Annotated in this window: 22 protein-coding genes and 1 tRNA gene; 16 read left to right on the forward strand and 7 right to left on the reverse strand. The window is 42.6% G+C overall.

Annotated elements, in window-relative coordinates:
* The 11 genes from B1s21160_RS03050 to rpe are packed head-to-tail and all read left to right on the forward strand — an operon-like array spanning position 1 to position 10,637.
* Positions 1-933 carry a dihydroorotate dehydrogenase gene (locus B1s21160_RS03050; protein WP_095672902.1) on the forward strand — a complete coding sequence of 311 codons (933 nt, stop codon included), beginning with the start codon at positions 1-3 and terminating at the stop codon, positions 931-933.
* Positions 933-1,625, forward strand: coding sequence for an orotidine-5'-phosphate decarboxylase (gene pyrF, locus B1s21160_RS03055; RefSeq protein ID WP_095672382.1), 693 nt, complete (start codon positions 933-935; stop codon positions 1,623-1,625). Before B1s21160_RS03050 ends, pyrF begins: the two co-directional genes overlap by 1 nt.
* A gap of 2 nt (positions 1,626-1,627) precedes the next feature.
* A complete protein-coding gene (gene gmk, locus B1s21160_RS03060; RefSeq protein ID WP_095672383.1) occupies positions 1,628-2,494 on the forward strand; it encodes a guanylate kinase in 867 nt (288 codons plus the stop codon).
* A 32-nt stretch (positions 2,495-2,526) separates the two neighbouring features.
* On the forward strand, positions 2,527-2,805 hold the full coding sequence (rpoZ, locus tag B1s21160_RS03065; protein ID WP_095672384.1) for a DNA-directed RNA polymerase subunit omega: 279 nt from the start codon (positions 2,527-2,529) through the stop codon (positions 2,803-2,805).
* A gap of 9 nt (positions 2,806-2,814) precedes the next feature.
* Entirely contained in the window at positions 2,815-4,014 is a 1,200-nt protein-coding gene (coaBC, locus tag B1s21160_RS03070; RefSeq protein WP_095672385.1) for a bifunctional phosphopantothenoylcysteine decarboxylase/phosphopantothenate--cysteine ligase CoaBC, read from the forward strand.
* A gap of 4 nt (positions 4,015-4,018) precedes the next feature.
* Positions 4,019-5,209: a methionine adenosyltransferase gene (metK, locus tag B1s21160_RS03075; RefSeq protein WP_095672386.1), complete on the forward strand. Its 1,191-nt coding sequence runs from the start codon at positions 4,019-4,021 to the stop codon at positions 5,207-5,209.
* A gap of 3 nt (positions 5,210-5,212) precedes the next feature.
* The gene (locus tag B1s21160_RS03080; protein ID WP_095672387.1) at positions 5,213-7,117 is read left to right on the forward strand and encodes a primosomal protein N' family DNA-binding protein; all 1,905 of its coding nucleotides are present in this window, start codon (positions 5,213-5,215) and stop codon (positions 7,115-7,117) included.
* A 28-nt stretch (positions 7,118-7,145) separates the two neighbouring features.
* Positions 7,146-7,706, forward strand: a complete 561-nt coding sequence (def, locus tag B1s21160_RS03085) for a peptide deformylase (protein WP_095672388.1) — start codon at positions 7,146-7,148, stop codon at positions 7,704-7,706.
* Positions 7,707-7,709: 3 nt separating this feature from the next.
* Positions 7,710-8,630, forward strand: a complete 921-nt coding sequence (gene fmt, locus B1s21160_RS03090; protein ID WP_095672389.1) for a methionyl-tRNA formyltransferase — start codon at positions 7,710-7,712, stop codon at positions 8,628-8,630.
* Positions 8,623-9,951, forward strand: a complete 1,329-nt coding sequence (locus B1s21160_RS03095) for an RsmB/NOP family class I SAM-dependent RNA methyltransferase (protein ID WP_095672390.1) — start codon at positions 8,623-8,625, stop codon at positions 9,949-9,951. The genes fmt and B1s21160_RS03095 overlap by 8 nt, the downstream gene beginning before the upstream one ends.
* 8 nt (positions 9,952-9,959) lie before the next feature.
* Positions 9,960-10,637, forward strand: a complete 678-nt coding sequence (gene rpe, locus B1s21160_RS03100) for a ribulose-phosphate 3-epimerase (RefSeq protein WP_095672391.1) — start codon at positions 9,960-9,962, stop codon at positions 10,635-10,637.
* Here the strand turns inward: rpe and serB are convergent.
* Positions 10,634-11,806 carry a phosphoserine phosphatase SerB gene (gene serB, locus B1s21160_RS03105; protein ID WP_095672392.1) on the reverse strand — a complete coding sequence of 391 codons (1,173 nt, stop codon included), beginning with the start codon at positions 11,804-11,806 and terminating at the stop codon, positions 10,634-10,636. The two genes, rpe and serB, sit on opposite strands and share 4 nt — an antisense overlap.
* 50 nt (positions 11,807-11,856) lie before the next feature.
* Between serB and B1s21160_RS03110 the strand changes: the two genes are divergently transcribed.
* Together B1s21160_RS03110 and B1s21160_RS03115 are read left to right on the forward strand one after the other, a co-directional pair.
* Positions 11,857-12,639 (forward strand): ABC transporter ATP-binding protein, encoded by a 783-nt coding sequence (locus B1s21160_RS03110; protein WP_095672393.1) that lies wholly within the window; start codon positions 11,857-11,859, stop codon positions 12,637-12,639.
* A complete protein-coding gene (locus B1s21160_RS03115; protein ID WP_095672394.1) occupies positions 12,629-13,258 on the forward strand; it encodes a uracil-DNA glycosylase in 630 nt (209 codons plus the stop codon). Before B1s21160_RS03110 ends, B1s21160_RS03115 begins: the two co-directional genes overlap by 11 nt.
* Before the next feature lie 41 nt (positions 13,259-13,299).
* Here B1s21160_RS03115 and B1s21160_RS03120 read toward each other — a convergent pair whose 3' ends face one another.
* Positions 13,300-14,736: an NCS2 family permease gene (locus B1s21160_RS03120; protein ID WP_041887989.1), complete on the reverse strand. Its 1,437-nt coding sequence runs from the start codon at positions 14,734-14,736 to the stop codon at positions 13,300-13,302.
* 92 nt (positions 14,737-14,828) lie between these two features.
* Positions 14,829-15,536, reverse strand: a complete 708-nt coding sequence (gene yczE, locus B1s21160_RS03125; RefSeq protein WP_223297986.1) for a membrane protein YczE — start codon at positions 15,534-15,536, stop codon at positions 14,829-14,831.
* A gap of 41 nt (positions 15,537-15,577) precedes the next feature.
* Here yczE and B1s21160_RS03130 point away from each other — a divergent pair, with 41 nt between their 5' ends.
* Positions 15,578-16,441 carry an undecaprenyl-diphosphate phosphatase gene (locus tag B1s21160_RS03130; RefSeq protein ID WP_095672395.1) on the forward strand — a complete coding sequence of 288 codons (864 nt, stop codon included), beginning with the start codon at positions 15,578-15,580 and terminating at the stop codon, positions 16,439-16,441.
* A complete protein-coding gene (locus B1s21160_RS03135) occupies positions 16,442-17,176 on the forward strand; it encodes a DUF554 domain-containing protein (RefSeq protein WP_041887995.1) in 735 nt (244 codons plus the stop codon).
* On the opposite strand, the gene B1s21160_RS03140 is transcribed toward B1s21160_RS03135, so the two are convergent.
* The 4 genes from B1s21160_RS03140 to B1s21160_RS03155 all read right to left on the reverse strand — a co-directional run bounded on the left by B1s21160_RS03140 (position 17,173) and on the right by B1s21160_RS03155 (position 19,505).
* Positions 17,173-18,213: an NAD(P)-dependent alcohol dehydrogenase gene (locus B1s21160_RS03140; protein WP_095672396.1), complete on the reverse strand. Its 1,041-nt coding sequence runs from the start codon at positions 18,211-18,213 to the stop codon at positions 17,173-17,175. The genes B1s21160_RS03135 and B1s21160_RS03140 overlap by 4 nt on opposite strands.
* Positions 18,210-18,857 (reverse strand): thymidine kinase, encoded by a 648-nt coding sequence (locus tag B1s21160_RS03145; protein WP_041887999.1) that lies wholly within the window; start codon positions 18,855-18,857, stop codon positions 18,210-18,212. Before B1s21160_RS03145 ends, B1s21160_RS03140 begins: the two co-directional genes overlap by 4 nt.
* Before the next feature lie 4 nt (positions 18,858-18,861).
* Positions 18,862-19,386, reverse strand: a complete 525-nt coding sequence (locus B1s21160_RS03150) for an adenine phosphoribosyltransferase (RefSeq protein ID WP_041888001.1) — start codon at positions 19,384-19,386, stop codon at positions 18,862-18,864.
* Between the two features lie 32 nt (positions 19,387-19,418).
* Positions 19,419-19,505: transfer RNA gene (locus B1s21160_RS03155), tRNA-Leu, on the reverse strand.
* 65 nt (positions 19,506-19,570) lie between these two features.
* Between B1s21160_RS03155 and B1s21160_RS03160 the strand changes: the two genes are divergently transcribed.
* Entirely contained in the window at positions 19,571-20,890 is a 1,320-nt protein-coding gene (locus B1s21160_RS03160) for a M20/M25/M40 family metallo-hydrolase (protein WP_095672397.1), read from the forward strand.
* The last annotated feature ends 3 nt before the right edge of the window (positions 20,891-20,893 follow it).

Consider the following 20,893-nt stretch of genomic DNA (forward strand, 5'->3'; position numbering starts at 1 on the left):
ATGAGCGTTTTGGATTTTTCAACTAAGATCGGTAGCAAGAGATTTTCTAATCCAATCTTTACCGCCAGTGGATGTGCGAGTTCAGGCCAAGAGTTGGCTCAATTCTTTCCATTAACCGAACTTGGTGCGATTGTTACAAAATCTATTATGACTAAACCACGCACCGGTAGAGCAACTCCTCGAATGGCTGAAACCCCCAGCGGCATGCTTAATTCAATTGGATTACAAGGGCCTGGTATCCATACTTTTCTTGAGAGGGATATTCCTTGGTTAGTTGAGAATAAAGTAAAAGTAATAGTTTCAATCGCAGGTGAAACTGTTGATGAGTATGGAGTTCTGGCACGAAGGTTACGAGCGGTGGCAGGTATTAGTGCTGTCGAAGTCAATATTTCCTGCCCAAATGTTGAAAACAGAGGTCAGGTTTTCGCTTGCCACCCAGAAAGTGCTGTAGCGGTGATAGAAGCGGTTAGAAGAAATATTGGGGGTGAGCTACCAATTGTCGCGAAATTATCGCCAGATGTCACAGACATCGTTGCAATCGCGGCTTCAGTAATCAATGTGGGTGTAGATGGTTTAGCGCTAATAAATACCTTACTTGGCATGGTGATTGACACAAATACTATGAAACCAAAGCTTACGGGAAAGACTGGTGGATTATCTGGACCCGCAATCAGGCCAATTGCAGTGCGTGCGATTTATCAAGTCCACCAAGCCTTTCCCAACATTCCAATTGTTGGCATGGGTGGTGTTTCTAGTGGCCGTGATGCATTCGAATTGGTATTGGCTGGCGCAAGCGCAATTTCTATTGGAACAGCTAATTTTTCCAATCCTTCAGCCGCAATAAACATTAAAAATGAATTATCTGCATTACTGACGGAACGAGGATTTAATGATTTTCGTGATGCTATTGGTTTTGCCCATCGAGGAATTTAATGAAACTGCCAGTAATTCTCGCACTTGACACCAAGGATCTAACTCAAGCTTCAGAGTGGATTGAAGCCAGCATTGATTCAATTGATCATTTTAAGATTGGACTAGAGTTCTATTTGAAACATGGAAGAGTCGGAATTGAACAATTAAGGCAAAAGAATGATTTTAATCTTTTTCTTGATTTAAAGTTGCATGATATCCCCAACACAGTAAAAGGTGCGGTTGAAGCAGTTTCCTCTTTATCTCCAAAATTCTTATCAGTTCATGCCTCCGGCGGCAGTAAAATGATTTCCGCTGCTAAAGCGGCTCTGCCTAATGGTTCAATAACTGCAATCACAGTTCTAACCTCGTTTTCAGAAGAGGATTTCTCTAGATTAGGAATGGCTGGGAGTATTTCTGAAACAGCAAAAAATTGGGGGAGCATTAGTCTTGCAGCGGGGGCAACTTCATTAGTTTGCTCACCTTTTGAGGTTTCACAATTGCGGTCAATTGCTGGTTCTGCCATTTTAATAACTCCTGGTGTACGAGTTGAGGGCGATGATGTGGGGGACCAAGCCCGAGTGATGTCGCCAAAGAGCGCACTTGCTGCCGGGGCAAATTTTGTTGTGATAGGTCGTTCAATTACTGGTGAATGGGATGGCACGGACAAAAAAATGCGGAAGAAAATTGAACTCATAGCAAAATCTTTGGAATGACCATGTTACCGCCAAGACTAAGCCGCAGATCCAGACGCAAAGCGGGTGAAGCTGCAGTATCAGCACGACAGGAGCGTGCCAGAGTAAAGGAATTGATTACAAAAGGTGAGATTTACTTCTTTGATCTATTCAAAGATGAGCGCAAATCAATTTTACGGATGAAACTTATTGATCTACTGCAATCGGTTCCAGGCATCGGCAAGAGTAGAGCGGAGGTAATTTTAGATAGAACTGGAATCTCACATTCACGTAGAATTGGCGGTGTTGGGCATAGACAACTTGAACTACTACGTCAGGAGTTTTTATTGATCAAGAACTCTCCTAAAAGTGGGCGTCTATTGGTTGTCTCTGGGCCAAGTGGTGTTGGTAAAAGCACCATCACCAATAAATTACGCAATGATGATCGATTTTGGATATCGGTTTCAGCAACGACAAGAGAAATTAGATCTGGTGAGCAAAATGGCGTGGATTACCATTTTGTCAGCAATGAGCATTTTGACCGGATGATTACTAAGAATGAGTTTTTAGAATGGGCTAGTTTTGCTGGTGCTAAATATGGAACTCCTAAGAAAGCTGTTAATGATGCTTTAATGGATGGCAAAAATGTGGTTTTGGAAATTGAGCTAAATGGGGCACGTCAAGTGCGAAAAAATTCAAAGAACGCGATATTGGTTTTTATCAAACCTCCCTCATGGGAGGAGTTAACGGCTAGATTAATCAAAAGAGGGACAGAGTCCGAACAATCAACGCAAGCTCGGTTAGATCGGGCTAAAGAGGAGTTATTAGCCGCCTCTGAGTTTGATCATGTAGTAATAAACCACCAAGTAGATCAATCTGTGTCGGAACTGGTATCTTTAGCCCTTCGCTAGGCAATAATTCTTGAAAAAAGGGGCATTACCGCATGAGCAATCAAGCACTAGATGGAATTACTAATCCACCAATCGACGCGTTATTAGATAAAGCTGGATCGAAATATAGCTTGGTACTTTATGCAGCTAAGCGAGCCCGCCAAATTAATGCATACTATTCACAACTTGGTGAGGGATTATTGGAATATGTGGGGCCACTGGTCGAAACTTATGTGCATGAAAAACCATTATCTATTGCGTTAAGAGAAATCAACGATGGCTTGCTTACTATTGAGAATTTAGAACCAAAGCAAACTCCTACAGCTGGCTAATTAATTACCATGTTTCCCCGTGGTCGAAAACTTCTACTAGGTGTAGCTGGTGGAATTTCTGCTTATAAATCCTGTGACTTATTACGCCGCTTGCAAGAACAAGGGTTCGTAGTCGATGTAGTGCCAACTAGTGCTAGTTTAAATTTTGTTGGTAAAGCCACCTGGGAGGCACTCTCTGGCCGCAAAGTTCTTACAGATTTATGGAGTGAAGTCGAATCTGTACCACATATTTCAATGGCAAAAGCCAATGATCTTATTATTATAGCCCCAGCAACTGCAGACCTTATTGCCAAACTGGCATCTGGTAGAGCTGATGATTTACTGACAAATATTGTGTTGGCATCAACAGCGCCAAAGATTTTAGTACCAGCGATGCACACTGAGATGTGGCTAAATTCGGCAACGGTAGAGAATGTTGAAATCTTGCGAAAACGGGGATTTGTTGTAATAGATCCTGATGAAGGACGTATGACTGGATCTGATGTTGGAGTAGGTCGTTACCCAGAGACTGGAAGAATAATTACTGAGATAGACAAGGTTAGTGTCCAAACTGCTGATCTTATTGGAAAAAAGATATTAATTACCGCAGGCGGCACTCGAGAACCAATTGATCCGATTCGATTTATTGGTAATCGATCATCTGGCAAACAGGGCTTTGCACTGGCCATGGCAGCGGCTAGTAGGGGTGCGCAGGTGCATTTGGTTATCGCTAACTCAGATCTACCAAATATTGATGGAATCACTACCACAGTATGTGAAACCGCTGAAGAAATGGCAGCAATTTTAAATCTGGAATTTCCACATTGTGATGCATTGATAATGAGCGCAGCGGTTGCCGATGCCAAAGTATTAAATTATTCAGAAGGCAAAATCAGGAAAGAAGCACTGGACAAAGTTGAGTTGGCAAAGAACCCTGATATCTTGAAATCACTCGCTCAAATCAAACGCTCAGGACAGGTTGTAGTGGGATTCGCTGCTGAGACGTTCACCAGCTTGGATGCACTGCAAAAAAGTGGTCATGAAAAATTAAGCAGTAAGAATTTGGATTTGATATATGTAAATGATGTCTCGGATGGGGCCATTTTTGGGCAGGAAAAGACAAAAGGAATTATCATTGACAAGTTCAGCAACGTGATTAAAGTTCCAGAAATAAGTAAGGACACGCTCGCTGATATATTGCTTGACCAATTAGTACATAAGTTAGGTTAATCCAATGAAGAATAGATTATTTACCTCCGAATCAGTCACTGAAGGACATCCAGACAAGATTGCAGATCAAATTTCAGACGCAATTTTGGATTCCCTTTTATCGCAAGATGCGAAAAGTCGTGTTGCTGTTGAGACTTTAATAACCACTGGACAGGTACATGTTGCTGGGGAGGTTACAACCAATGGTTACGCAGATGTCATGAGTATCGTTCGAGATACGGTTTTAGAAATTGGATATGACTCATCAGATAAAGGTTTCGACGGGAATAGTTGTGGCGTATCTATATCGATTGGTCAGCAATCTCAGGATATAGCTCAAGGTGTTGATGATGCGTTTGAAAGTCGGGTTTCAGCCTCAGCCGATCCTTTAGATCTACAAGGAGCCGGTGATCAAGGATTGATGTTCGGCTATGCATCTAACGAGACTCCGGAACTAATGCCATTACCAATTTCCTTAGCTCATAAATTAGCTCAACAACTTACAAAAGTTAGAAAAGACGGCACATTGCCATATCTTCGCCCAGATGGAAAAACACAGGTGACTATCGAATATCAGGGGGATAAGGCGGTGGGGTTAAACACGGTAGTTATTTCATCCCAACACGCTCCTGAAATTGATTTAGAAAAGAAGTTAGCTCCCGAAATTAAAAAGTTTGTGATTGATCCAATTATTAAAGATTTATCAATAGATATTTCATCGGTGAAATTACTGATTAATCCAACTGGGCGATTTGTAATTGGTGGACCAATGGGAGATGCTGGTTTAACAGGCCGAAAGATAATTGTGGATACATATGGGGGAATGGCCAGGCACGGCGGTGGCGCTTTTTCTGGTAAAGATCCCTCAAAAGTGGATCGTTCAGCTGCTTATGCAATGCGTTGGGTGGCAAAAAATGTAGTTGCTGCTGGTCTTGCAGATAGATGTGAAGTACAGGTTGCATATGCCATAGGTAAGGCGCAACCGGTGGGATTATTTGTAGAAACCTTTGGTACTGAAAAATTTGATTTAGCAAAAATCGCAAATGCGGTGAAAGAGGTATTTGATTTGCGTCCGGCAGCGATAATTCGTGATTTAAATTTACTGCGCCCCATTTACGGTAAAACTGCTGCTTATGGTCATTTTGGTCGTGAATTACCGGATTTCACTTGGGAAAAAACTGATCGTGCTGCCGCACTTAAGGCGTTAGTTAAGTAATCAGTGGCCGCTCCACTTAAACTAAAGCGACAAAGCTCTCCAAAAGTAGTTAGGCAAGATCTTTCAGTCGCACAAGAATTGCCGATTGCTGCAGTCCTAGTAGATACTCCAGTTTCGCACTTAGAAGGTGTTTACGATTATCTTGTACCAGAATCACTTCACGCCTCTGCAACTATTGGGACAAAGGCAATAGTTGAATTTGGCAACACCACCACTGAGGGATTGATTGTCGCGCGAAAAAAGAGTAGTGATAAGCAGAAAAACATGAAAACTATTACAAGATTGAATTCACCGAGTGGTTTAGTGAGCCTGAGTGTAATCAAACATATTGAAGCGGTGAGAGATCGATTTGGAGGTGGCATTTGGAATATCATTAAGTCAGCTATCCCGGCAAGAGTTATTAAAGAAGAGAGTTTTCAACGGAGTTCAGCATCTTCCATTAATTTCCCCGAATACGATTCACCAAGACTGAGGGAGTTAGTTGGTCGCGCAGATTACGATCAAATACGAAATTCCAAAAAAATCAAATGGGCGCTAAGTTTTCCAATCGGCATCAAGCCTGAACTGTTCCTAACTGAATTTATTAAGGTTCGAGCTCAAATCAATCAAGTGCTATTGATCGTTCCAGATGAAAAAGATTTGACCAATTATTTAGCGCAGTTATCCAAGTATTTTGGAGATGAGGTGATTGAACTTGGATCGCATTTAAGTAAAAATCTCCGATATCGAAATTATCTGAAAGCTGCTTTTCAATCCAAGAGAGTGATAATTGCTTCAAGAAGTGGCGCTTTTACCGAATTGGAATCAAACTCAACTGTAATAGTTTTGTCAGATTTGGATGAATCACACTATGAACAGCACGCACCCGGATGGAATACCAGGGATGTTTGCCTACTCCGAGACAGTAGCACCTCTATAGTTTTCGCCTCGGTCTCGCATTCTTTGGAGATAGCTAGATTAGTTGAGATTGGTTGGCTGGAAAGCAAAATATACGAGAATAAATCCGCTATCAAGATTGTAAGTGCCAATGATAACCATTCTTCCATTCTCACAATTAAGAAGGGTTTAGATCAGGGCAATGTGCTGGTATCTGTATCTGAGAAAGGCTATGCAAATCTTTTTCTATGTACCAAATGTCGTAATACCGCGAATTGTGAATGTGGAGGTAAATTGCAAATCGCTGCTCAACCTAGGATTCCTAGCTGCTATCTTTGTCAAAAAATTTACAAGAATTGGCAATGTATTTATTGTGGGGACTCTAGGCCGTTTGTAATTGCCAGAGGCATCGACAGAACTGCAGAGGAGATTGGTAGAGCCTTACCCAAGAAATCCATTCTGGTATCTTCAGGTAACAAACAATTAAGAAATTTGCCTAAGGGCAACCATGTAGTAATTGCTACTGCTGGGTCTGAACCAAATGAAACATTTGCAGCAGTTGTGATGTTAGATGGTGAAAAGATATTCAATCGTCCTTCCCTTAGGGCTGAGGAGATGGCAAAATTCTCTTGGTTTAATTTATTAAGCAAAGCAAAACCAAGCTCCGAGGTTTTTCTTTCGTTACCAAACCATCATCCAGCAGTTCAGGCAATATTGCGGGGTCAATCAAGGCATGGCGTATCAGAAGATTTAATCAATAGAGAGAAAGCCAAGTTGCCTCCTTTCTACAGAATCGCGGTAGTGATCGGAGAAAAATTGGAAATTTCGAAGTTTTCTGAAAACTTGAAAAATAGTTATAGTTTTGAAGTTACCGGACCTACATCTATTAATGGGATGCAGAGCAAACTTCTGATACGTGCTACTTTGCAACAGGGATCGATGTTGGTGGACCTATTAGATGACATTACGAAGATCCAGGGAGTTAAGGGGAGAAAAATCTTCAATATTAGGTTCGATCCATTTGATCTATAACCTTTAGTACTTAAAGTATCATTGCCTTATGGCTATACAACCAATTAGATTATTTGGAGACCCAGTTTTGGTCACACCAGCATCTGTCGTTATCGATTTTGACAAAGAACTTCGTCAGTTGGTTGCCGATCTGACCGAAACTATGCAAGCAGCCCCTGGTGCCGGTTTAGCAGCTCCACAAATTGGCGTGCCTTTAAGGGTGTTTGTTTGGGATATTAATGACGAGCTAGGTCATCTGATTAATCCATCACTGGATCTAGGTAGTGAGATGCAAGAAGGAGAAGAGGGGTGTCTTTCATTTCCAAATCTTGTTTATGAAACTCCTCGCGCATTCAAGGTTGTTGCAAAAGGGTTTAATATGCATGGTGAACCAGTGATTATCGAAGGAACCGAGTTGCTCGCCAGATGCTTGCAACATGAGACGGATCATCTTGATGGTGTCCTATTTATTGATCGAATGACATCGCAACAGCGTAAAATTGCTATGAAGGAAATTCGAGAATCGGAATGGTTTGGACTTGCGTCGGCAAATGGACAACTACCGAATATTAAAATTTCACCTCATTCCACTTTTGGACTGGGTTTGTAAGAGTTGAAGATAATCATTGCGTCATCTTCTCGGGTTGCAATTCCAATTATTTTAGAGTTAGAGGGCTCTACAAAACACCAGTTGTCTGCAGTAATAACCAACCCTGATAAAGCAACTGGCCGAGGCCAATTACTTGAGCCAAATGAGTTGGCCGCCTGGTGTCAAGAAAAAAAGTTGAAGGTATTTAAACCAGAAAATACAAAAGAGTTATCGCAGATGGTTTCTGATGGGGGAGCAGATCTGGCAATCACCATCGCTTATGGCCACTTAATTCCTGAGGAGTTGTTACAGGTGACAAAATATGGCTGGTTAAATGTTCATTTTTCGCTATTGCCCAAATGGCGTGGCGCTGCGCCAGTGCAACATTCAATTCTTCATGGCGAGAAATTGACCGGTATTACTATTTTTAAATTAGACAGAGGTATGGATTCTGGTCCAATCTATTTAAAAGAATCGGTGAATATCTCTGATTCGGACTCTACGGATAGTTTGCTGGAGCTTATGAGTGTTATTGGTGCAAAGCTTGCTTTTGATGCGATCAAACTTGTCGAGCAGGGAGTGGTTCCTACTCCTCAAGAACTAGTTGGCGTGACTTTCGCGCCTAAATTTAGTAAAGAGGATGGAAAGTTGAATTGGAATCTCGAGGTAGGCACTCTTTTTAATCGCTATCGAGCATTGTCACAAAATCCTGGAGTATGGAGCAACCTAGGGCAGACGCGGATTAAGATAGATGCAATGCGAATCTCATACACCTCGCATGTAATCAAGCCTGGTGAACTACTAATTCATCAAGAGAAGATGCTTGTTGGGGCTAAGAATGGTGTTATTGAAATTGAACGTTTAACTCCAGCAGGTCGAAATCAGATGAGTGCTGCCGAGTTTGTGCGTGGATTACCACAGAAGAGTGGATTAACTCTTGGCTAAGCCTAATCCAGCTCCCTCGAGGCTGGTTGCATATGAGCTAATTACCCAGGTAAATCGCCAAGGTGCCTATGCAAATTTAAGGCTTCCTGAATTGTTGCTTAAGACGAAAATGAATCTAGCCGATAGAGCCTTCACGACAGAATTGGCATATGGCACCTTACGGATGCAAGCACGGCATGATTACATTGCGTCAAAATTCATAGATAGAACTTTTGCCGAGTTAGATGAAAAAATTGTTGATCTTTTGCGAATGGGTATACACCAAATAACCCAGATGCGGGTTGCAGATCACGCTGCAGTTTCAGAAACCGTTGAAGTAGCTAAATTAGTAGCAGGTGAATCAAAAGCTTCCTATGTAAATGCTATCCTGCGTAAGGTATCTGCAAACTCAAATGATCTTTTAGAAATTAAAGATTTTACAACTTTGCGCAGATTGTCAATTCAATATAGTCACCCTGAATGGATAATTTCCTCTTTTTTTGATCAGATGAAGGATTGGGCAGAGGTAGAACTTTTTCTTGCAGCAAACAACAATCCGGCAACTCCCGATGTTGTAGCCTGGCCGGGAAAATCGAGTACAGATGAACTTCTCACTCTCGGTGCAACTCCAATACCTGGATTTGTTAATGGAGTGAATCTTCCAGGGATTCCAATGGATTTTTCGCCAATTGTTGAACGTCGAGCTGGAGTGCAAGATCGTGGCTCTCAACTGGTTGTAGAGAATTTCTTAGCATCCTTTAAGCCCGGTTTATCATGGCTTGATATGTGCGCTGGGCCAGGAGGAAAAGCTGCTTATCTTTTTAATTCTCTTTTAAGCATGGATAAATCTGCAACCTTTTTAGCTAACGAGCCCACCTCTCACCGCGCCGAACTGGTAAAACGGGTGGTCAATAATCAGCAGGTTGTCTCATTTGATGCCACCGTAGCCAATAATTTTAATCAAAAATTTGATCGAATTTTAATAGATGCTCCCTGCACCGGATTAGGTGCGCTTCGCAGGCGACCAGAGGCTCGGTGGCGCAAATCGTTGCAAGATCTAAAGGAGCTGGTGCTACTACAAAAACAATTACTGGCCAGCGCTTATCAACTGTTGTCACCCAATGGCGTTATCGCCTATGTAACATGCTCACCACATTTAGCTGAAACTAAAGGGCAAGTGATCGATTTCCTATCAGCTCATTCTGATATGAAGATGTTGCCTATGGGCAAGCTGGAATTAGCACATAAAGAAGGAGTTTTATCTGATGGCACCGTCCAGCTTTGGACCCACCATAATCAGAGCGATGCTATGTTCATGGCAATGTTTGAAAAAGTCGGATAAGGACCAATATGGCTAACAAAGTTTTTATCGCACCAAGTATTTTGAACGCCAATTTTGATGATTTGGAAAAAGAAATTGGAAAGATATCAGCTGTTGCTGACTTGCTTCACCTAGATATTATGGATAACAAGTTTGTCCCGAACTTCACCTTTGACATAAAGCGTGCGTTTGAAATTATTGGATTTTCAAAGTTGCCAGTTGATGCGCATTTGATGATTGAGGACCCAGATTCTATTGCGCCTAAATATGCTCAAAATGGTTGTAGTTCTGTCACCTTTCATTTGGAAGCAGCTCAAAATGTCTTGCGTACTATTGAAGATATCAAGTCCAATGGCGTAAAGGTAGGTATTGCAATCAAGCCCGCGACCAAATTTTCAGAGGTCGAACCATTCATTGAAATGATTGATATGTTGTTGATAATGACTGTGGAACCTGGTTTTGGTGGTCAATCATTCATGCATGATCAGATACCTAAAGTGGCTATGGCTCGTAAACGTATTGAACAAATGCTGGATTCAAAACCGTTATTGCAGATTGATGGTGGGGTTTCTCTGGAGACTATTGCAGAAGCAGCTTCGGCCGGTGCAAACTGTTTTGTTGCCGGCAGCGCTGTTTACAAATCTTCGGATCCTGCGGGTATGGTTGAGCAACTACGTGAAAAAGCTCAAACTAACTTCTCTGGCTAACTACTTATCCCCATCAGCAGCAAGAGCGTAGAAAGATCATTATTGCTTATTGTTGTCGCAGCTGCGGCTGCTACCTTCGGTTTGGCATTAAATGCTACCCCTAGTCCAGCAGACTCGATCATATCCAGATCATTCGCTCCATCGCCTACAGCAACGGTTTGATTCATTGAGACATTTTCTGATTTAGCAAACTCAGAAAGTGCGTCCGCTTTGGCTTTACGATCGACAACCTGACCAATTACTGCTCCAGTAAGTTTGCCACCTTTGATTTCAAGGATATTTGCTCGATAAAAATCTAGCTTCAAAGACTTTAGCAATGGTTCAATGACATTTATAAATCCACCTGAAACCACGCCAACTTTATGTCCTTGCTCATGTAGTCTCTCGATTAATCGTTCTGCTCCAGGAGTAAGAGTGATTTCTTGGCGAACCTTTTCAAGTACCGTTGAATCAAGCCCTGCTAGTAATTGGACTCGCTGCACCAGAGCTTGAGTGAAATCCAATTCACCAGTCATCGCTTTAGTAGTTATCTGTGAGACAACTTCTGCTTTTCCAGCATGTTGTGCCAAAAGATCAATCACCTCTTGCTGAATCAATGTGGAATCCATATCCAGCAGAATTATTCGTTTTGCGGCACGCGACAATCCTCCAGGCTCAACTGCCAAATCAATTCGATGCTTTACAGCAACAGTTGCTAACGCCCTTTGAACACTTTTAATAGATTCATTTGGAATAGTTAGATCTAGTTCTATAGCAATATTTGGTAGTGTTGCCGTCCGCTTTATCGCCGTAATATTTCCACCCAATGATGCAATCTCTGAAGCCACTGATGCTAAACCTGTTGGTTTTATTCCGTCTCCAACCATAACCACACGAAGAGTTTCAGCGCCTGTTTTTGCATCATCATGTTGCACAAAATCAACAGCGATATCTAGGCCGATCTCATCTTGGAGCAAAGCTAAATCATCGGAGATTGCCTGCGCATGATCAGGATCAAGTGAAATAAGCACGGTCAAAAGCAAACGATCTCTAATAACTAATTGCTCAATATCGATAATCTTTATCGTGAATTGAGAGAGAGTCTGCATCAACCTCTGAGTTATTCCAGGACGATCTTGACCTGAAACCAGAATCAAGCCAGAGAACTTGGGGACATTTTTATTCGGCATTGGCTCAGATTAACCATAAGTAGGCGCAAGGGGCGGTATCTTTCACTCCTATGAGCGCAATATTGGAGTTATCGAATATCAGCGTTCGCAGGGGAGATCGAGTAATACTTGGTCCCCTTGATTGGCAAGTATTAGATGGTCAACGCTGGGTAGTACTTGGTCCAAATGGTGCTGGTAAGACCACATTGCTGCAGATATGTTCCTCTTTGATACATCCAACAACCGGTGAAATTAAAATACTTGGCACCACTCTCGGCAGAGTCGATGTTTTTGAATTGCGCACGCGAATTGGTTTAACCTCATCCGCACTTGTGGAGCAGCTACCTGCAGATGAGCTTGTTATGGATGTAGTCCTTACCGCAGCCTACGCAATGTTGGGTAGATGGCAGGAAAAATATGATTTATGGGATGAATCAAGGGCAATGGCGTTGCTAACTGCACTAGGAGTACGCGAATTGGGTACTCGAACCTTTGGCTCACTAAGTGATGGCGAAAAAAAGCGGGTACAAATAGCCCGGGCATTAATGGCGGATCCCGAATTATTGCTGCTAGATGAACCAGCCTCATCGCTTGATCTAGGTGGCCGGGAGGATTTGTTAAAACGAATTGAAGTTTTTGCTAAAGACCCATTAGCCCCGGCCACAGTAATTGTTACCCATCATATTGAGGAGATTCCAGCTGGGACTACCCATGCACTTTTACTCAAAGATGGCTTATGTGTTTCGCAAGGGGAGGTTGAGCAAGTGATTACTAATGCCAACTTATCCGCTGCCTATGGAATATCAATTTCTGTCTCAGTAGAAGGTGGTCGGTTCTTCGCTCGTGCCCGTTGACCTTTATTCATTAATTCCACCTTCTTGGCAGATACTTGCCGAGATCTCTAGTCTGGTTGAAATCTCAGAAAAACTCACTGAGGATTATTTGCCAAGGAAGGAGCTAATTTTTAAAGCTTTTGAGTTGGCACCAGAGCAAGTAAAAGTGTTGATACTGGGACAAGATCCATACCCGAATGCTAAACATGCAGTTGGATTGGCTTTTTCCACCGGTGATGTCCGCCTACTACCAGCATCCCTTAAAAATATTTTTAAGGAATTGGAGAATGATTTAAGTATCAAGCGAAGCACCGGTGACTTGTCTGATTGGTCTAATCAAGGCGTAATGTTGCTAAATATGTCTCTATCAGTGGTGCCTGGTGATCCTGGAGCACACTCAAAAATTGGCTGGCAGAAATTTACCCAACCTGTAGTTGAGTATTTGGCCAGTAGGGGAGTTGTTGGCCTTTTGTGGGGGAATACAGCGCAAGAGATGAGCAAATATTTCAAGCAAGGTGATCTCTTTACCGCACCTCACCCAAGTCCGTTATCTGCTTATCGAGGATTTTTCGGATCGAAACCGTTTAGCAAAATTAACAACCGACTAATTGAAAAAGGCTTAACACCGATAAAATGGTAAAGGGGTGGACCAAACGGCCCACCCCTTTATTCGATTTAACTTTAAGCAGTCCAGATATTTATTGGAGATTGCAAGAAGTAAACCATGAATAATCCAGAGACCAGATACATCAATGGACTAATTTCTTTGGTACGACCTTGCAGAACTCGAATTACAACATAGGATACAAATCCAGCTCCAATACCTACGGAGATGTTGTAGGTGAATGGCATTAGGATAATTGTTAGGAAAGCGGGGATTGCTATTCCTAGGTCGTCCCAATCGATGCCCTTTATTTGGGTCATCATTAAGAAACCAACAATTATCAAAGCAGGAGTTGCTGCTTCGTAAGGAATGATTGCTACAAGTGGAGCTAGGAATGTAGTTAGCAGGAACAGAACTCCAGTTACTACTGAAGCAAGTCCTGTTCTGGCACCCTCGCCTACGCCACCAGCTGATTCGATGTATGAAGTATTTGATGAGACGGAACCAGCACCACCTGCTGCTGCAGCAATAGAGTCAACGAGAAGAATACGATTAGCACCTTCAACGTTGCCATCTCTATCAACTAAGCCAGCCTGCTTACCAATTGCGGTCATCGTTCCCATGGTGTCAAAGAAATCTGCTAGTAAAAGCGTGAAAACAAGCAGAACGGCTGCGACTAATGAGATGCGATCAAATCCACCTAGCAAGTTGAAATCACCAAGGATATCAAATTTAGGTGTTGCAGCAATTGCCTCTGGCATAGCTGGAACATTTAGATTCCAACCTTTTGGATTTACTGCTCCAGTTGCGCCATTAAATAATGGACCAATTTTGAATGCAGATTCAATAGCAACAGCAAGGGCGGTTGAAGTCACAATTCCAATCAGAATTGCTGCTTTAACCTTCTTTACTTGTAATGCAATGGTTAGGAAGAGACCGAACGCAAAAACGATAATTGGCCAACCAACAAGGTTTCCATTATCGCCAAGAGTTACCGGAACAGGTCCGGAGCCAGTACGGCGAACGAATCCTGCATCAACTAAACCGATAAGTGCAATGAAAAGACCGATGCCTACTGAGATTGCGATCTTCAATTGGGTTGGCACAGCCTTGAATACCGCAGTACGGAATCCAGTTAGTACCAAAATTAGAATGATTAAGCCTTCTAGGACAACAAGTCCCATGGCATCTGCCCAGGTCATTTTTGAGGCGATACCAACAGCAACAAAGGTGTTTAAACCTAATCCGGTTGCTATGGCTAATGGAAAGTTAGCGACTACGCCCATCAAAATGGTCATAACGCCGGCAATGAGTGCGGTAGCAGCAGCAACTAATGCAAGATTAGGAGCATCGCCTCCGCCAATATATTTTCCATCAGCATCTTTAGCAAGACCGATGATGAGTGGATTGAGCGCAACGATGTAGGCCATTGTGAAGAATGTGACGACTCCGCCACGAACTTCTTGAGCTACGGTTGAGCCACGCTGACTGATTTTAAAGAAGCTATCAAGCATGGAATAGACCCTTCTGTTTTTTTAACATGGTGTTTTCGACATGTTGTCAGATGCGGTCTGACAAGCCGAGGGGGATAGGAGAAACCTATTGGCTACCTGGTGGTAAGACGCTCAACGACACCTAGAGAAATGGCTACCGATTGCCCGATCAGGAGTGCAAATAAGGCGGTCCCAATGCCTACGGTGCCCCCGAGGAGGGCGCCAATACTCAGAGCAATTAGCTCAATTCCAAGCCTCACCCTGCCAACTCGTACCCCAGTTTTATAGTGTAGTCCGGTCATTAATCCATCTCTTGGACCAGTTCCTAATCCACAAGTAATGTACAAAGCAGAACCAACACCAACTAGTGCGATTCCAAAAAATATATATAAGAATTTTAAATATAAGTCATTAACCTCTGGTATAAAAGCGAGACCGATTTCAATCGCAACTGAAATAACAATTATATTTGCTACCGTGCCGAGCCCTGGCCGTTGTTTAAGTGGAATCCAAAGAGCTAATACAGTCAAAGAAATAAAAAAAGTTGCTGCACCGATACTAAGCGGTGTATTCAGTGATATTCCTTGAGCTAATACTGACCAAGGTGCATTACCGATTCCAGTGATTATTAGTAGTGAATCTCCAAGACCAAATATAGACAAACCAAAAATCAGAATAAAAATTCTTTCTAAATGGTGTCTGCCAGCACCGATTGACCAAGTTGAATCAGCGCGCCAGGGAGTATTTGGAATGGTGCGCGAAGGACGAAGCATCTGTAACAGCTTATTTAATGGATTTTCGCTATCTGAAGCCTTATTCACTGATAAACTCTACCAAAACAAAGAGTCAAGACGGGTACATTTTGGATTTTACTTACAGTCAAGCGATCATAATTGGTTTTATCCAAGGAATTACAGAGCTTTTTCCAATTTCGAGTCTTGGTCATGCAATTCTCATTCCGGCTTGGATCGGTGGCTCATTCCGTGATTTTATAAGTGATGAAAACGAAGCCTATTTATTGATTACAATTGCTATGCATTTAGCAAGTTCTGTGGCTTTGTTTTTGGTGTTTCGTAAAAGATGGGTCAGATTAATCTCAGGTAGTTATCGTGCAATCACAAGTAGAAATTATCAATCGACTCCATTTCGGGTACTGGGTTACATAGTTATTGCCACGATACCAGTTGGATTTTTGGGTTTAGCATTTGGGGATTACTTCCAGAGTATTTTTGGCAAACCACAATATTCGGCGCTATTCCTGGTGTTGAATGGTCTTCTACTGATAACTGCAGAACGGTTATCTCGGCGTGATGTTGCCCAGGAGTTACAAGACTCAGATTCAGAGATAGATAGGCGAGTAAGTGTGAAAACTGCGGTAGCGATCGGTTTTGGTCAAAGCTTGGCACTATTTGCTGGTATCAGCAGATTTGGCGTAACTATGAGTGCTGGCTTGCTGCGCAAGCTAAATCATTCCGTAGCATCGGATTTTGCATTTTTACTTTCACTCCCAGTAATAGTTGGGGCTTCAATAGTGAAATTGCCTGAACTTTTCACGACAAAAGCTAATGAATTACTTGGGCAAATTTTCGTTGGATCAATAATATCTTTTATTGCTACCTATATCAGCGTAACTTTTTTAGTTCGCTGGTTTAAAACTAAAACCCTATATCCGTTCGCGGTATATTGTTTGGTATTTGGCGTATTATCTTTTTTAAGGTTTACCTAAATGTTTCCTGGAATTGGAACAGCTTTAAACATCTCAACCATAATAATAGGTTCACTTATAGGAATATTGGTTGGAAAAAAATTAAATGAGAAATTAAGGAATCTCATCACTGATGTGTTGGGCTGTATAACTGTGATCTCTGCAGCTGATGCCCTCACCGCATATTGGGACCCCTCTCTGACGAAATCTCTGCCAAATGGCGGTGCGATATTGGTTGTGATTTTTTCTTTACTTGCAGGAGCTTTAATTGGTTCGTGGCTCAAGATAGAAGATGCCTTGGAAAATTTGGGTAAAAAATTAAAGACAAGATTCAGCCCACAAGGCGGTTCAAATTTTGTTGAGGGGTTTGTTTCTGCTTCATTGATATTTGCGATCGGTCCTCTGGCAATCTTAGGAAGTATCTCCGATGGGATGGGAACTGGTATCGATCAGTTGGTGCTTAAGAGCACATTGGACGGATTTACCTCGATTGCTTTTGCGGCCTCACTAGGTTGGGGAGTAGCACTTTCTTGCTTGCCAGTTGGTATTTATCAATTTTTTTGGACAGCGATTGGTTTATTCCTTGGCGCCATCTTGGCGCCATATCAAATAGCAGCTATGACAACTGTGGGAGGAGTGTTGCTAATCGGTATATCACTTCGTTTACTTAGAATTCGGGAGATTGCAGTTGCAAATCTTCTACCAGCTTTGGCAATAGCTCCATTGTTGGCATTACTCGCTAAGCAATTTATTTAAAAGGTTTTCGCGTCAATCACAAACCGGTATTTAACATCGCTAGCAACTGTTCGATCGTAGGCTTGGTTGATGTAATCTGCGGCAATAACCTCAACATCACATAAAATATTGTGTTCACCACAGAAATACAACATTTCTTGTAGCTCTCTTATCCCACCAATCATCGATCCAGCCAAAGATCTGCGTTGTCCGAGCAATGTTCCGGCTTTGACTGCGTAGGGTTTACCTGGCAAACCAATTACTACCAAAGTGCCATCCAATTTCAGGGATTGCAAATAAGGCTCTAAATCAATCTGTGCGGATACAGTATTTAAAATTAGATCAAAATTTCTTTGATATTTCTTAAGGACATCAACGTCACTTGTGATCACAAAATGATCCGCGCCCATTGCTTTGGCGTCTTGCTCTTTCTCAGCGGAGTGAGAGAATACAGTTGTTTCAGCTCCTAGCGCATGAGCAAACTTAACTCCCATATGTCCTAATCCACCAAGTCCCATAATGGCTACTTTCTTGCCAGGGCCAGCTTGCCAATGCTTAAGTGGTGAGTAAAGCGTTATTCCAGCACACATAAGTGGTGCGACGCCAGAGAGTTCTAGGTTTGTCGGTACATGGACTGCGTAATCTTCATCGATTACAAATCTATTTGAGTAGCCACCAAAAGCGATTGTTTTGCCATCTCGCTCCTTTGCATTGTAGGTGCCAGTCATCTCCTCCAAGCAATATTGCTCAAGGCCGGATAGACAACTTGAGCAGTTGCGACAGGAGTCGATGAATACCCCAACGCCAATTAATTCGCCAACCTTGAACTTACTTACTTGCGATCCAATCTCAGTTACTTTGCCTACAATTTCATGGCCAGGCACCATTGGAAAAATTGCTGGATCCCACTCTTCTCGAGCTTGGTGTATGTCGGAGTGGCAAATACCGGAGTATAAAATCTCTAACCCAACATCTCGTGGTCTTAATTCGCGTCGATCAAACTCAAAAGGTTCTAACAGTGCACCAGCTGAGTGAACCACATAGCCCTGGGCCTTCATCGTTCCGATCCATTAAATGGTAAGGATTGGTCTGTTGCTGGATTTGAAACTCTTGAGGTCACATTGCGCATGTGATGGCGACGGCACAAAACCTCATATGCAACTGTCGATGCGGTACTCACATCACCAACAACTACCTGCTCGCCTTCAGTCACCATTTTGCCATCAATAATACGAGCGTTATGAGTTGCTCTTTCACCGCACCAACAAAGTGCCTCTACTTGTAAATTTTGTACGCGATCAGCTAATTCAACCAACCGAGCGCTTCCAGGGAACAGTTTTGTCCTAAAATCAGAGAGAATTCCGAAGGCGTAAACATCTATTCCGAGGCCATCAACTATCTTCGCCAACTGTTCAATCTGCTCGGGAGTATAAAACTGGGCTTCATCGCAGATTATAAAAGTTATCCGACCGCCAATTGATAATCGCTCCACAATTAATTTGTGTATATTCAAATCAGCATCAACCTCTAATGCCTCGATTTGTAAACCTAGTCTGGATGAAATTAAACCTTTACCGGCACGATCCTTGCTGGTGAAGATGACTCCTTCACGTCCACGTGAGCGATGATTGTGTGCAGTTTGCAGCGCAAGCGTTGACTTACCGCTATCCATTGTTCCGCAATAATAAATTAGCTCAGCCATGTGCTCATTCTGCCAATAATGTTTGGATTTGTAGATCAGGATGGGCTTCATTAATTCGTGATTTGCCACCTAACGCAGGAATATCTAAGAGGCAAACAACCCCCGTAGGCGTCAAATTTGCGGCGATGATTAATTCAACAGCCGCAAGAGCGGTTCCACCGGTTGCTAGAACGTCATCGACCACCAATACCCTTTTGCCTTGCGGAATTAAATTTGCATGGATTTCAAGAGTGGCTGTTGCGTATTCGAGTTCATAGCTTTTCGAAATAGTTTCACCTGGCAATTTTCCTAATTTACGAATTGGTATAAATCCTTTATTGCCCATAACAGCTGCTGCCGCCGCAAATATGAAACCCCGTGCTTCTATTCCGGCAATATAGTCACACTCTTGTGCCAGCGACGCAATTTCTTTGCAACACTGCGCAAAAACTTCTTTATCTGCAAGTAGCGGTGTTATATCCTTAAAAATTATTCCTGGGGATGGAAAATCTGGGATGATTCGAATTAACCCTTGCGTTGTGACCACCATCTGCGAATCCTATTGTTTTGTTGATAATCTGATGGTGTCCAGGAGGGGAGTTGAACCCCTAAGCCCTTACGGGCACTAACACCTCAAGCTAGCGCGTCTGCCAATTCCGCCACCCGGACCTAATCAGTATTTTAACTTCTATCTGAATTCGATGGAAATTCAACTTATGTAGGAGAATACATCCATGAAGCTAACTCCTCAGCAGATCAGTGAACTTGAGGATGAAACCATCCTTTTCTGCCAGGAAATGATCAGGATACCAAGTGTGAATCATGGCGAAGGTCGTGGTGATGAAAAAGCGATGGCCGAATATGTGGTTAAACGATTATCCGAATTAGGGATAGAAACTGAATCAATAGTTAGTGCTCCGAACCGTGTGAACGTGGTTGCAAAGATTGCCGGGGCAGATCAGTCCAGGCCAGGTTTAGTTTTACACGGACATATCGATGTTGTTCCAGCTAAAGCTGAAGATTGGTCGGTTGATCCCTTTGGCGGAATTATTAAGGATGGTTTTATTTGGGGTCGCGGAGCGGTTGACATGAAGGATATGGACGCGATGATGCTAGCTACTGTAAGAATGTGGCAGCGAATCGGCTACAAGCCTCCACGCAATATTTTACTCATCTTTTTTGCGGATGAAGAGGCAGGATCAAATTTTGGATCTCGTTGGATGGTGAAAAATCGACCAGAATTATTTAAAGGATACAGCGAAGCGATTTCTGAAGTTGGTGGATTTTCCGTCACAATCACGGGTGATAATCGACTCTATTTGATCGAAGCTGCTCAAAAAGGAATTCAATGGTTAAAGCTAACCGCTAAAGGCACCGCTGGTCATGGATCTTTTGTAAATAGGGATAATGCAGTGACAAAATTATCAAATGCAGTCGCGCGAATTGGTAATCATGAATGGCCTGAGTTAGAGACTAAAACCAATAATAAGTTTTTCCGCAAAATAGCAGAGTTGACCGGAGATAAGTATGATTCAAAAAATGTTAAACCATTACTGCATCACCTTGGGGCAGCAGCAAGAATGATTGGTGCAACTATTACCAATACGGCTAACCCGACAATGCTTGAAGCTGGGTATAAGGCGAACGTCATCCCACAAAGTGCTAGTGCAGTTATTGACGGCAGATTTTTACCTGGTCATGAAAATCAACTTCAAGAAACGCTAAAGAAATTGGCGGGAGATGAGATTGAAGTAGAGGTATTGGTGCGGGATATCGCATTAGAGGTAGATTTTGCGGGACCGCTAGTTGAAGCAATGTGTAAGGCAATTAATGTCGAAGATCCAAGTGGCATACCTGTTCCTTATCTTATGAGCGGTGGCACCGACAATAAGGCTTTAAATGATGTCGGGATCATCGGGTATGGATTTTCACCATTGCGATTGCCGGCAGATCTTGATTTTTTTGCTCTTTTTCACGGAGTCGATGAGCGGGTACCCATCGATGGATTAAAGTTTGGCGTTCGAGTTCTCTATGACTTTCTGGATAACGTTTAATAA

This window comes from Candidatus Nanopelagicus hibericus, from assembly GCF_002288005.1.
GTDB classification, from domain to species: domain Bacteria; phylum Actinomycetota; class Actinomycetes; order Nanopelagicales; family Nanopelagicaceae; genus Nanopelagicus; species Nanopelagicus hibericus.